This is a genomic window from Halobacillus sp. Nhm2S1 (assembly GCF_019599545.1).
In the GTDB taxonomy this organism is placed as follows: Bacteria; Bacillota; Bacilli; order Bacillales; family Halobacillaceae; genus Halobacillus.
On sequence record NZ_JAIEZV010000001.1, the window covers coordinates 500407 to 513495 of the forward strand.

The 13089-nt window shown below is 43.3% G+C and carries 16 protein-coding genes; 4 read left to right on the forward strand and 12 right to left on the reverse strand.

Annotated elements, in window-relative coordinates:
• Positions 1–387 precede the first annotated feature (387 nt).
• The gene (locus K2225_RS02535; protein ID WP_220583331.1) at positions 388–1734 is read right to left on the reverse strand and encodes a hypothetical protein; all 1347 of its coding nucleotides are present in this window, start codon (positions 1732–1734) and stop codon (positions 388–390) included.
• A gap of 630 nt (positions 1735–2364) precedes the next feature.
• Here K2225_RS02535 and K2225_RS02540 point away from each other — a divergent pair.
• On the forward strand, positions 2365–2754 hold the full coding sequence (locus K2225_RS02540; protein WP_220583332.1) for a DUF7147 family protein: 390 nt from the start codon (positions 2365–2367) through the stop codon (positions 2752–2754).
• A gap of 69 nt (positions 2755–2823) precedes the next feature.
• Here the strand turns inward: K2225_RS02540 and K2225_RS02545 are convergent, their stop codons facing one another.
• Positions 2824–3102: a YlbG family protein gene (locus tag K2225_RS02545; RefSeq protein WP_174787838.1), complete on the reverse strand. Its 279-nt coding sequence runs from the start codon at positions 3100–3102 to the stop codon at positions 2824–2826.
• 84 nt (positions 3103–3186) lie between these two features.
• Between K2225_RS02545 and K2225_RS02550 the strand changes: the two genes are divergently transcribed.
• The gene (locus K2225_RS02550; RefSeq protein ID WP_370632688.1) at positions 3187–3519 is read left to right on the forward strand and encodes a hypothetical protein; all 333 of its coding nucleotides are present in this window, start codon (positions 3187–3189) and stop codon (positions 3517–3519) included.
• On the opposite strand, the gene K2225_RS02555 is transcribed toward K2225_RS02550, so the two are convergent.
• The 4 genes from K2225_RS02555 to K2225_RS02570 all read right to left on the reverse strand — a co-directional run bounded on the left by K2225_RS02555 (position 3516) and on the right by K2225_RS02570 (position 6031).
• A complete protein-coding gene (locus tag K2225_RS02555; protein WP_220583334.1) occupies positions 3516–3959 on the reverse strand; it encodes a YlbF/YmcA family competence regulator in 444 nt (147 codons plus the stop codon). The two genes, K2225_RS02550 and K2225_RS02555, sit on opposite strands and share 4 nt — an antisense overlap.
• 81 nt (positions 3960–4040) lie before the next feature.
• Positions 4041–4406 (reverse strand): spore coat protein YlbD, encoded by a 366-nt coding sequence (gene ylbD / locus K2225_RS02560; protein WP_146818659.1) that lies wholly within the window; start codon positions 4404–4406, stop codon positions 4041–4043.
• A gap of 59 nt (positions 4407–4465) precedes the next feature.
• A complete protein-coding gene (locus tag K2225_RS02565) occupies positions 4466–5482 on the reverse strand; it encodes a CAP domain-containing protein (RefSeq protein WP_220583335.1) in 1017 nt (338 codons plus the stop codon).
• 120 nt (positions 5483–5602) lie between these two features.
• Positions 5603–6031, reverse strand: coding sequence for a CBS domain-containing protein (locus K2225_RS02570; protein WP_146818655.1), 429 nt, complete (start codon positions 6029–6031; stop codon positions 5603–5605).
• Between the two features lie 208 nt (positions 6032–6239).
• On the opposite strand from K2225_RS02570, the gene K2225_RS02575 reads away from it, so the two are divergent.
• Together K2225_RS02575 and ytvI are read left to right on the forward strand one after the other, a co-directional pair.
• On the forward strand, positions 6240–6719 hold the full coding sequence (locus K2225_RS02575; RefSeq protein WP_146818653.1) for a YugN family protein: 480 nt from the start codon (positions 6240–6242) through the stop codon (positions 6717–6719).
• Between the two features lie 126 nt (positions 6720–6845).
• A complete protein-coding gene (ytvI, locus tag K2225_RS02580; RefSeq protein WP_220583336.1) occupies positions 6846–7904 on the forward strand; it encodes a sporulation integral membrane protein YtvI in 1059 nt (352 codons plus the stop codon).
• Positions 7905–7934: 30 nt separating this feature from the next.
• Here ytvI and K2225_RS02585 read toward each other — a convergent pair whose 3' ends face one another.
• The 6 genes from K2225_RS02585 to ctaD all read right to left on the reverse strand — a co-directional run bounded on the left by K2225_RS02585 (position 7935) and on the right by ctaD (position 13059).
• Positions 7935–8474, reverse strand: coding sequence for a GNAT family N-acetyltransferase (locus tag K2225_RS02585; RefSeq protein WP_220583337.1), 540 nt, complete (start codon positions 8472–8474; stop codon positions 7935–7937).
• Between the two features lie 124 nt (positions 8475–8598).
• Entirely contained in the window at positions 8599–9054 is a 456-nt protein-coding gene (locus K2225_RS02590; RefSeq protein WP_146818647.1) for a DUF420 domain-containing protein, read from the reverse strand.
• A 29-nt stretch (positions 9055–9083) separates the two neighbouring features.
• Positions 9084–9983 (reverse strand): cytochrome c oxidase assembly factor CtaG, encoded by a 900-nt coding sequence (gene ctaG / locus K2225_RS02595; RefSeq protein WP_220583338.1) that lies wholly within the window; start codon positions 9981–9983, stop codon positions 9084–9086.
• 251 nt (positions 9984–10234) lie between these two features.
• The gene (gene ctaF / locus K2225_RS02600; RefSeq protein ID WP_146818643.1) at positions 10235–10561 is read right to left on the reverse strand and encodes a cytochrome c oxidase subunit IVB; all 327 of its coding nucleotides are present in this window, start codon (positions 10559–10561) and stop codon (positions 10235–10237) included.
• A gap of 3 nt (positions 10562–10564) precedes the next feature.
• Positions 10565–11188, reverse strand: coding sequence for a cytochrome (ubi)quinol oxidase subunit III (locus K2225_RS02605; RefSeq protein WP_220583339.1), 624 nt, complete (start codon positions 11186–11188; stop codon positions 10565–10567).
• The gene (gene ctaD / locus K2225_RS02610) at positions 11188–13059 is read right to left on the reverse strand and encodes a cytochrome c oxidase subunit I (RefSeq protein ID WP_220583340.1); all 1872 of its coding nucleotides are present in this window, start codon (positions 13057–13059) and stop codon (positions 11188–11190) included. Before ctaD ends, K2225_RS02605 begins: the two co-directional genes overlap by 1 nt.
• Between the last annotated feature and the right edge of the window lie 30 nt (positions 13060–13089).

The window sequence follows — 13089 nt, forward strand, 5'->3', positions numbered from 1 at the left end:
ACAAGCATAAGCAAATCTGCGGAGTGGCGGGCTTTGCCACAGAGCAGATTTGCTTATGTCTCGAGTGTCTGGGCACTGGGACCGGATTATTAGGGAGTGGAGATGGGCTGGGAGACCTGACACGCATAATGAGATTTGCAGTGAGGATAGACTAGAAACTTAATCAAGCATGGAATTTTGCACATTTTTTTATTTCAAGTGAATAAGGTGGTTCAGCAACGTACATACTAGCACTTGAAGCGGATGATACTGCTTCTGAAAACGGAGAAGGCTTACATCCCCATAAGCTCTTCCTCCGGTTTCTCCTCTCCCTTTACTTTTTTGTTTCATCTCTGATGAATCAGAAAAGCAGGGTCGCCCGTGATGGGCGACCCTATTTTTTTGCCATTATTTCGGTCTAGTCGTAAAGTTTATATCAAACAATCCCTGAAAATCCTGCCATTTTATATAGGGAGAATCTTCGACCATGATCAATAGTTCCTCCCCCATTCCAAACCTTTCTTTGTCTACGATAAACGTCGGTTGATCAACGTAAAATCGATACTCTTTGCCGGGAACCTCCAACCGATAAACAGCACCTTGCTCAATTTCCGTAAGTTCATAATCCATCACACGACTGATCTCCGGTAGCGAAAGATACGATGATCCATGATAATGAACAATGCGATCCGTGACCATCTGATCATGGTAAAGCACACGCTTTTTTTCAACATAACAGAGATGATCAGTTGTGGGAGCTTCATAGTTTTGAAAATAGGTTGTTTCTGCTCCATATACGTCGGATAACGACTCATCCAGAAATAGTCCTAAATCTTCTGTCCTTTCAGCTTGCAGCATACGTTTTTTCCACGTCAGCAGATCTTCTTCGGTTAAAGAAGTGACCACTTCGTTGGCCATCGACATGCTGTTACCTGTATAAACATCTTTAACAACCTTCAACTCCCAAGGGTTTTCTTCTGTCGTAACTTTTTTCAAATGCTCCACCACATACTCCGCTTGCAGTTCCTTCACATCTCTTCCTTCAACCTTCATGTGGTTGTCCAATACTTTCGTATCGGACTGATCGAGCTGAATCAAAATAGGACCGGTCCACTCTAGAAAGGTTTGTAACTCCTGCTGTACTTCAGCAGAAAGCTCTGTTCCTGCTTCATATGTAACAATACTATTCCCTTTCTTCCACAAAGAGGCTTCTCCTTTTCTTGTAAGCGGGAGTGATTCATTCATAGAAGAAAACTTATAATAACGCAGGTTTTCCATCGGGATATCACTTTCCTTAGCGGAAGGAACAAGCCATGGATCCTTCCTCTCATCCAAATCTTTTATGGTCAATGAAAATGGAGACTGCAACACACGGTCCTCTTTCTTCAATACAAGCATCCAATCGTTGATGACCTCATTTTCAGGCATCGGCATGGTATAATCTACAAGGACTTTCCCTTCTTTTTCTATAATCATTTCTGTCGTTTTCTGATGGGTTATACGACAGGACGACTCTTGATGGGAACAGACGATTCCTGTTGCTTTTTCCGGAGGATCAAGCTTGTAGATCCCTGCTTTTAATTGATCATATGTATAGTGAAATTGCAGCGTATCCTCTTTGACGGTCATTGAAACATCCAGATTTGGAGATTTGGTGACTTGTTCACTACCCGCTTCAGCTCGGTCCCACTGATAAAGGAGCATAAGGGTGGACACACTGAGAAGCAAAGTGAGCGGAAACCATAAGGGCTTCATCCTGCTCCCCTCCTTTTCCAATTTACATGCACAACGTTTCGTGCTACCTTTAATTTGATTGTTTACTAGAAAGCTCTGTTATATCTCAATGTTTATTCCAGATGAAGGCCAATAATGGAAGACTCATTTTTTCGAGGTAACCGGGTTCGTTGCCTTGTTGAGAGTTAGGGATGGATGGGAAGCTACTCGCTTTCCTGCGGGGGGGCTTCCTCGGGCTGTATGAGCACTAAGGATTCTCCCATTTGATGAAGGGGAGAAACGAACCCCTTCACTCAGAAGGACTGTTTTATACGATCCCTGTGCTATACACAGAAAACTCTCTTTACCGAGTAGCTGTGAAATAAATACCTGATTCACATGCTCACACAACTTACCTCCATGAAGCTGGAAGTGAGCTGTTTCCAGAAGTGGTTTCGAGACACTGATATGTTGAAGGGGCGAAGGGGAATGGGGAGGCTTACCGCGCTCCCGCGGAAGCGAGCTATTCCCCGCAGCCCCCTCTACTCAATAAATGCCTAGAAACTGAGTCTTCAAGATTCCTGTCATTTACTTTAATTATAAAATAATCAATGAGTATCAGAACTGATTAGAAATGAGTATCAGAACTGATTAGAAAGGGTGTACATATTTATGATACAAAAATTCATCGAACTTGGCGAAGGGTATGCGGATATTTATGAACTGATCGACCTCGGTACGCGGATGCCTGAACGCATTCAGCATGCCATCGCTTTCTATAGCGAAAAAGAGGGCAAACCGGTGGCTTCCTTATCTTTAGTGATGAAGCCTGCCCATAACGATAAATTCCAGCCCATCTATATTTGCAGGGAAGGCATTCCCAATCCTCACGAAAAACCGAATCAACGCTTCGATATGTATAAAGAAATGGTCGAACAGGCAGGAAAAGAAATTGCGGAATTCACCATCAAACCTTCCAACCTTTTTCCTGAAACCGAACTTTTTTATCAGCATTTAATCGGAATTCTCCGTATGAATAAATTCATAGCTCCATTAAGTTAAGACCTGTGACCATGCACTCGAGAGAAGAAAAAAGCGTCCACTCAAGAAGCGGACGCTTTTTTGGTGCAGTCAGATGCCCATCTTATAGTCATATTGCTTGGCTTTGTCAGGCTTCGCCCCTTCGTATTCCGTGCGAACATCTGGTTTATAAGAAGGCACAACACGGGAAACGAATGGTAAGCGTTCGAGCTTTTCCATTTTATACTCGACATCTTCCTGATTCACATATACTAAGGCATACTTCATTTTCTTAGATGCATGAATCAAATGACCATGTTTCTTAATCTGCCTAATGTTTTTCATATGCTGAAAATATACGATTAGTCCTTGTCGTTTTGTTCGGATCATTGTTTGACTCTACTCCCCATCGAACATAATAAGTTAACGTCAGTTTACCAAATATCCCCGCGTACGGCAATGAGGAGGTTGGTAGTGTTGCTCACAGATCATGAACGGGCATCCCTTATTTTTGAAGAGCTTTTACAAAAATCGGACAAAATCAATACGGCCGTCTTCAAAAAAATTGCTGGAATCCCTTTCGTCTATTTGCACCCAGAAGAAAGTACAACAAAGAAAGAGGTGGAAGAAGTTTTAAAATGGTGTGCATCGAAGGCAATGAAAGGAAAACGCCTGACCCTTGCGATGAGCTATGTACGCAAGAATCAGGCGCTCTATGTGTATCGCGTCCGCTTTTTAGTTCCCCAGCGTAAAATGTTTTGCTGCGGGAACTTATGCGACGACTGTATTCGTTTTACTGATCCTTAAGAGGCGCAACCACAGCTGCCGCCACTTCCGCATCCTCCACTACACCCTGTGTCGGTAAGCGCCATACCATTTTTCGGCACTTTGATTTGCTCACTTACACTGAAGGCTACACTTTCACTGATCTCATCCAGCAGCTTCTGGATATTGCGTTCAGCTTTTTTGAAGTGGGCTACCGTCTCATGCATATCCATTTCTCTTTTTACGGAGCGGACTTTTTTCATGATGGTGTTGTAATCGGGGTGATAACGGCCGAAACGCTGCACGTCCTCGTAATGCTCTTTCATGTCTGCAAAGCTTTTAATGAGTCTTTGCGCCTCTCTATCATTTTCAAGAGCGCTCTTAGCCTCTTGGTACTCTTGCATGGTGTCTGAATGCATGACCATCTGGCCGATCGATTCAGAGCGATCTAGCAGATCGACAATTTCCATTGTAGCTAGCATAGTACATGTCCACCTCCATCTTCTATCTTATCAAATAGGAAAGCAGATGGAAATAAAAGATCTTTTCCATCTGCCCTGATTTTAGTAATAAGGGTATTCCATTTCCTTCTGATTTTTTCCAGATTCCTTTTTGACGTTGGTGATCAGCTGCTGAAATTGCCCGATCGCTCCGTTCAGTTCATCGATTTGTCTAGAAACCTCTTCCCAATTGATATCTTCCATCAGGCCACCCAGCTGTTTGATCCAGTCCATCTTGGCCGTAGAGCTTTCCTTTTTGGCAGATGGCAGGGAATCCCAGAAAGGGTCATCTTCGCCGAGGATCATATATTTCTCATAATAACTTTGTATCAATTTATGATTTTTCCTCAACTGTCCCTTCACTTTCGGGTGTTTGTTGACAAAGGCTTTGAACTGCTGAACGCTCGGGTGCAATTCATTTGTACTCATACCTTCTACACCTCACTGTAAGAACTACAGTATAGCCTATGCAGAAAATAAACAGGCGTTCATGGGACAGTCAAGAAATTCTGTGTATAATACCGGTGATGAACGCCGACACCGAGATGAGTGTAGTGTGGATCAAGGAGAGCTTTTCTGTGCCCCGGACTGTTCAACCAACCATGGACCGCAGCGGTCGCGTCTACATATTGGGAGGCTATATTTTCACCAGCCCGCACATATGAAATCTCCCCCAGTCTCTCTTTCAAACCGTCCCCATTTTGGGAATAATGAGAAAAATAATTATTCTGATTCATATCCCTGCTATGGGCATAGGCGACAAATGAGGCTTCCTCGTGCTCCAACAGCGGGCCGGCATCATGGAGAGCACGGACGCCATTCGTCATCGATAGGATTTGAGCTTCCATTCCATCTTCAACTTTGCCCCATGCCTTCTCGTCCAAAACTTCTTGAAGAGGAAGGGTGCCGCGATAAACGACTTTGTATGGTTGATGCTTCAGAAGAAGGTCATTCCTCAACATTCGAATTGCAAAAATTTCATGGGTCACGTTGTCAAAGTACAATTGCGCACTCCAGCGGTCCCCAAGAGGAATGACGGGTCTCTCAGCGATATCCTTCTCTGTAAGCTTTAAGGTGTACGCTCCTTCACTATCCAGGCGGTAGGAAGATGCAAAAGGATAAGACTCAGCTACCTCTTCGTATGAATCGAGCACACGGACGGGACCCGCTTCCCTTTTGAATAGAACACCTGTCACCACTTCCCTGTCCTGGATACCGAACTGCATCTCGATCTCCTCATCAGAGCCATAAACCCACCAGTCGTATCCATACTCACTTGGGTCTTGTCTCAGCGGTTCTCCCATTTTATCCAAAAGTGCATCAGAGGATAACCCACGCAAAGAGAAAAAATCCGCTTCATTTTCAGCCGGGGGCTGACCAACGGTTTCTAATGTAGGTTCTGAAAACTCTTCGACTACCTGTTCTTCTAAAGGAGAATTCAATAGTAGAAACAACCCAATGAAAAGAAGTATAACCAAACATAAGATTACGGATTTTTTTATCATATCGTACTCCTCATCAAAGACCATTTTATTTTATGTATAAGCGGATGGGTTGGAGGCTATGATTAGAATGAGCGATTCAGAACGAAAAAAGCCTGCTTCCATAGAAGCAGGCCCATGTAATTAGTGAACTTCAGGACGTTCAGAGATATCCTGTAATGCAACACCCGCTGCATGGTCGGACATTTCTTCTGTCGATAAGTCACCCAGAGAAAGGATGCCGGAAAGTTTCCCGTTCTCAACAACAGGCAAACGGCGTACCTGGTGCTCAGCCATGATTCTGCTCGCTTCTTCTAGTGAACAATCTGGTGTACAACTGTACATGCGGTCACTCATCACTTGTTGAATCGGTGTAGAATCAGGTTTTTTCGCTGCATATCCACGAATAACTAGGTCACGGTCTGTCACCATACCCATAAGGTTGCCTTGATCATCACAGACAGGTATCGCGCCGACATTCTTTTCTTTCATCATAGAAGCTGCGTCACTCAACTGGTCATTCGTATGACAGATGGAGACATCGCTTGTCATGATATCTTTTACACTTTTCATGAAAGATCCTCCTCATTAATCATGATCAATGTTTATTGTCCCCTTTTTACCGAATTTATTACATGCATCCGTTTTCCTTTTATAGTATAATGAGAACGTAATCACAGATATTAAACCTATGGCAGGACGTTTGTCATGCCAAAATTGCAAGCATTACCTTTTCATACTAAAATGAGGTAAGATACATAACAATTGCGAGGTGGAACAAATGAAATTAGAAGGTACTGGGATTGAAGGTCTCGTTGTTGACTACAAGCCATTGACAGAAATCATGGAAAGAAATGGATTCATCCTCGGTGGATCCTGGGATTATGAGCGTGTCACATACGATTATAAAATCCCCGCTCCAGAAAAAAACATTACTTATTATATCCGCATCCAGGGATTTGCCCTTGAAGGGGATGTCGATAAGGGAGATGCTGTTGTTCGTTTGATGAAACCGCTTCTAGGCCGCCACTATTACCCACACGGTGTAGAATATGGTCACCAGGAAGGGTTTACAGACAGCATCATCTCTAAAGCGAAATCATTGGTTTCCAAAGTAAGTGAACCTGCGAAAAAATACCACAGCCAAGTTCCAGAACATGTAGTTTTGGACAAGCTGAAAAAATGGGCGGAAGAGAACGAAAACGAGGAAGTTCTTAAGAAAGTCGAAGAACTATCCACGGATTCCGATCGCCGAATATAATCACTCATCCACACTTTCCGGATGAACAACAGTCGCACATCATTGTATGGTGAGCGACTTTTTTAAAAGGAAGTAAAAGATCGAACTCATGACTGGTCTATGGGGGAAAGGAGACTCATACATAAATTGTTCCGTTATCTATCAAAAAAACAGTGGATTTTAATACTAATCTCCGCTCTACTTATCATTGCAGGCTACTTCATTTTACCTGTCTCTATTCCATTGATACTCGCTTTCGTTACGGCCCTGTTCTTAAATCCGGCGGTAAGATTCACCCAGTTCAAGTTCCGTATCAATCGAAAAATGTCCGTGACGATTGTTTTCTTATTGTTCCTTGTCTTTCTTGGCCTCTTGGGAACATTCGCTGTGACCCGCGCCGTCACCCAAATCGTACAACTGGCTGACAACGCTCCACAGTATATCAATCAAATCAATAATGTGCTGTTGGATTGGGAAGACCATATGGCTAGTTTTTCACAATCGATGCCGAAAGAATTTGTAGATAAAGTAACAGCAGAAATGATGAATGCCATCGACCGGACGACGACCGCCATTTCTGAAAAGCTTCAATTATCCAACATAGCAGCTGTGGCTGCCAAAATACCTGAACTGCTCGTCAGCTTTCTCGTTTATTTAATCGCTCTGTTCTTGTTCATGCTTGAACTTCCACGCTTGCGAGATAAAATGCACGATCAATTCACAGAAGCCACATCAGAAAAAGTGAAATTCATGAACGCCCGTCTTTCTTATGTCGTGTTCGGATTTTTAAAAGCGCAGTTTCTCGTCAGCATCATCATTTTCGTCGTATCATTGATAGGTTTATTATGGATTGCTCCAGATGTCGCTCTCATTATGTCGCTGATCATCTGGGCTATCGATTTTATCCCCATTATCGGTTCCATCGTCATTCTTGGACCATGGTCGGTGTATATGCTTATTGTCGGGGATATTGCAATCGGCACAAAGCTTGGGTTACTCGCGATTGTCCTGCTTGCGATTCGAAGAACCGTTGAACCGAAAGTCATGGGACGACACATTGGTCTGTCCCCGCTTGCCACGTTGATTGCTATGTATTTAGGGTTACAACTGATTGGACTTCTCGGGTTTATCCTCGGGCCACTCGTTGTTATTGCTTTCAACTCTGCTAAAGAAGCAGGCATCATTCGATGGAACTATAAGCTATAAAGAAAAACCTGAAGCATTGCTTCAGGTTTTTTAAAATTCTTTATTCATGGTATTTTCTTTTTGATGGATTTTTTTCTCTTTCTTAAAGACAAGGATATCCATACTTCTTCCCGTATGGTTGAACCCATTATTGATCAGTACTTTTTGTGAAGGGATATTATCTTTATCACACTGTGCTTCGATCCCCTCTACCTCCGGATGCTTAAAAGCCCATTCGCAGAGAGTTTGAACGGCTTCTGAAGCATAACCGTAATTTCTTTCTGAAGCGACAACATGATAACCGATCTCTACATTGCCTTCATTGTCAGGTTTGCCTTTGAATCCGATGTCACCGATCACATGCTCACCGGCAGAATCAATGATCACCCATGGACCAAAACCTAATTCATCCGAATCGTTTTCTAACCGTTCCGCATACATGGGCATAAGGGCTTTCAAGCCATCATGAGGCCAGTTTTTGTTCCAGGGTAGCTGGAACTTGTAATAAAAGGCAAGCGAATTCTTCATCAGTGTCTGTGCAAGGTCTAAGGTAATCGGGAATAGCTGTAATCTCTCTGTCTTTAATTCCATAGTGGGTCATCCCTTTCCTATTTTTATGTATATGGAAATTTATGCATCCATACACTGTTTCCCTCTCCCAACACAAGATAAACCAAAAACAACGAATCGCTCATCAACGATTCGTTGTTTTTCTTTATGTCCCTAATATGGCTTTAATCATGCTTGTCGTTGTACCACCATCATAAATGATATATAACAGCATATAAACGGCGACACCCGTCACAGCCGTGCAAAACCAGATAATACTTGTTACCGGACCAATTTTTCGATGTTTCTTAATCTTACGCTTGAAAGCGAATGTTAAAGTCACCAATCCGAAAACGGCTCCGACTGTCGCAAGGAAGATATGAAAAATCAAGAAAATCGTATAAAAGATTTTTATATCGTCCGGTCCACCAAAGCTGGTGTTTCCAACAAAAATCGTACGGCTTAAATAAATGATAAAAAATGTAAGAGCACTGATGGCCGCTGCAATCATCACTTTACGATGCGAGCTTCTTTTATTTTTAACAATCAGTACCCAACCGATAGCGACGAGTACAGCGCTTAATACAATGAAGAATGTACTCAGTGTCGGCAGTAACGGCATACTTCCACCTCTTCCCCTCTAGCAAAACTTTAAGATTCTGTCTGTACTTGGCTCGGCAGTGGATCAATCGTATCTCTTTCCCTGTTGAACCAACTGAAGAAGATATAAGCAATGATCGCACCAAAGATTACTTCCTGAGCAATCTTCATGATAATTCCACCTAATTGCTGATCTTCAATTAATGGCATCGGTGTAAAATAATTCGGACCACTCAGGTTGGATGCGAGACCATTCAAAACATCTGCAGGTACACATAAACTCATCGCCTGCATCCACGCTCCAGCTTCTGAATAGGTTTCATAAAGCGGTGTGCCAGCAAAAATGATTAGACCACACGCCGGTGTAATCAGCACACCATTGGCAAAGATGAAGCCGATTTTTAAAATCGGGCTTAACCTATCCAAACGCTCTAGTGGAGGAAAGACAGAAATCCACATACAAAAAGCGATAAACAATATGATCGTAGTAATCACGGTGTGCGCCAGATCGCTTGATTTTGCGTAATCGAATACGACAGGCATGTGATACATTGAAAACAGTCCATTAAAAAGCAATAAGGAAATCAATGGCCTTGTCAGAAGATGAAGCACGTTTTTTATTCCCTTGGCAGCAAAAACTTTTTCCCATATCCATCGAGGAAGTCCTTTGATGACCAGGATCGGAAACAGCAAATAGTAGATCGCCATTTGAGTCATGTGGGCTGTAAACATGATATGCCCAAGCAAGTCGACAGGAGAACCTTTGACGATGTATAAAAGAAGCATCCCGCTATAGAACATTACTTGCTGAAAAGTACTCGGACGGTCCGTGCCCTTTTCACGTCCAGGTCCTGTTATGTAATAATATAAGGCTGATAATAACAGAACGAATACAAAATAATATGGACTCCACAAGGCACGGAAGCCAAAGATTTGAAGTTCTAACCACATTGGTGTCTCACCCCAGATTGTTTTACTTGTTCTTCTCCATTTTACCTAATTATCGCCGAAAAAACGAGCGCGCATAAGGAATTCATCCATTGTTCATAATTTAGTCATATCTCTCAAGGAGGACAAAGGCCTTTGCGCCGGGCGTGTATGATTAGGTCGGTGTCATGCACAGAACCCGAAATTTATCATCTCCCAAGCAAAAATAAAGAAAAAGACCGGAATCCGGTCTTTTTCCTTTGATATCTATTGACTTACCACCAAATAATGGATGTGAACGTGATGATGGTCAATGCAGCGACAGCTACTCCTCCATACATCATAACAGCAACCATATCATGGCCTTTATTCTTCATATGCATGAAGTAATAAAGCTGAAAAGCTACCTGGACGACAGCAAGGATAATCAATGTCGGAATGATGAAGTAAGAATCCACTTCAAAAATAACCATTCCGAAAGCAATGAACGTGAACAAAATCATCAAGGCGAAAGTAAGTACCTGCTGTTTCATTTCTTCACGATGCTGCTTTTTCTCATATTCCTGGTGGTGTACGGGTTTGGAATGTGATTGATCTGCCATGGATTAACCCACCTTTCCCATAAGATACACAACTGTAAAGATGAATACCCATACAACGTCGATGAAGTGCCAATACAGGCTTGCAATATAAAACTTCGGAGCGTTATACAAGTTCAATCCACGCTTCTGGTTACGGAGCATAAGCGCTACAATCCAGCTTAGTCCAAAGAGAACGTGCCCTCCGTGGAAACCGACGAGTGTATAGAAAGCTGAGCCAAATGCGGAGGATCGGAACGTGAACCCATATTCATGGATGTAATGATAAAACTCATAAATCTCCATGCCAAGGAATCCAAGTCCTAATACTACGGTAATCCCAAGCCACATTTGCATTTTTTTAAAGTCATGATTTTTCATATGGTACATCGCATATACACTTGTTAACGAGCTTGTCAAAAGTAGCATCGTCATGATGAACACAAGTTCCAATCCGAACAGATGTTCAGGAGTGTTCTCCCCTTGTGTTGAGCCATTCAACGCAAGGTAGGTACCGAATAGACTTGCGAACAATACGGTTTCTCCACCGAGGAAAAACCAGAAGCCAAGGAATTTGTTTCTACCTTCAAGGGTGGCTTTTTCCGGGTCATGCGGCATTCGTTTTGGATTGAGTACATCTTCAGAACTCATTATTTGCCAACCCCCTTCTTAATATCTTCTTCAAGCTCTTCTTTATGAATATGGTGCCCCAGATCATCCTTCAAAGAACGTGTCAGCATAGATCCGAGTGTAAGTCCCATACCAGCAAAGACAGCCACTAACCAGATCGGATCATCGACTTGGTAGATGAATCCGAAACCGGCGATGAATGTACCGAGTGAAATGGTAAATGGAAGTATGGAAGCATTCGGCATGTGAATGTCACCCAGTGGTTCTGCAGGTGTCATGCCTTCCTTTCCATCCATTTTTTCCACCCATAGAGGGTCAAGCCCACGTACGAGTGGTGTTTGTACAAAGTTGTAGTGTGGTGGTGGAGATGGGATCGACCACTCAAGCGTACGGCCATGCTCCCAAGGATCTCCGCTCACTTTCTTCTCTTTGACGGATGTGTAAACAACGTTGATTAGGAAAATAATCGTACCAATCGCCATGAAGAAGGCGCCGATTGTACTGATCAAGTTCCCTGTAGCAAGCCCCTGTCCTTCAAGGAAGACCCAGTAACGACGAGGCATTCCCATAAGACCAAGGAAGTGCTGAATAAAGAATGTCAAATGGAAACCGATAAAGAACGGCCAGAATGCCAGTTTACCTAGTTTCTCATTCAAAACTTTACCGAACATCTTCGGCCACCAGTAGTGTAGAGAAGCGAAGAGTCCAAAGGCTACCCCACCAACGATGACATAGTGGAAGTGTCCAACAACGAAATAAGTATCGTGATACTGGAAGTCAGCAGCTGCTGCAGCTAGCATAACTCCAGTCATTCCTCCAATGGTAAACGATGGAATAAAGGCGATGGACCATAGCATCGCAGCCGTCATCCGGATTTGTCCGCCCCACATCGTAAACAACCAGTTAAAGATCTTAATCCCTGTAGGTACGGCAATCGCCATTGTAGCTACAGCGAAAATGGAGTTTGCAATAGGTCCCATACCAACGGTAAACATGTGGTGAGCCCATACCATGAATCCTAAGAATCCGATTAAAACGGTTGCAAATACCATCGCAGAATAACCGAAAAGACGTTTCTTAGAGAATGTTGAAAAGATATCACTGAAAGCTCCGAACAACGGAAGAATCAATATGTACACTTCCGGGTGACCGAAGATCCAGAATAAGTGTTCCCAGATGATGGCATTACCACCTAGCCCCACGTCAAAGAAGGCAGATCCGAACATACGGTCGAACATCATAAGGAATAGTCCTACTGTCAAAGCAGGGAAAGCAAATAGAATCAAGGTACTTGTGACGAATACAGACCATGTGAACAATGGCATACGCATATACGTCATACCTGGAGCTCTCATGTTTACAATCGTTACAAGGAAGTTAATTCCACCAATTAACGTACCGGCACCGGATATTTGCAGACCCATGACATAATAGTCTACCCCGTGCCCTGGTGAAGTCGTCGATAATGGTGCATAGTTGGTCCAGCCGGCATCCGGTGCACCACCTGTGAACCAAGATACGTTCAGCATAAGTCCTCCAAACAAGAACAACCAGAAACCTAAGGAGTTCAAGAATGGAAAGGCAACGTCCCTTGCCCCGATCTGTAAGGGGACAACGGCGTTCATAATGGCAAAGATGAGCGGCATGGCCGCTAAGAAAATCATAGTTGTACCGTGCATCGTGATCATTTCATTGTAAAGTCCAGCGGAGATGAAATCATTGTCAGGCTTCATCAACTGGATACGAATTATCATGGCTTCGAGCCCACCGATTAGGAAAAACAGCCCCCCAGAGACCAAGTAAAGATGCGCGATCTTCTTGTGGTCTACTGTTGTCAGGTAATCCCAAATCACAGCGCCGAGCCCACGTTTTTGTGCTACTGCAGTACTCACGCTTTAACCTCCCTTTTCAACCTCTTTCTC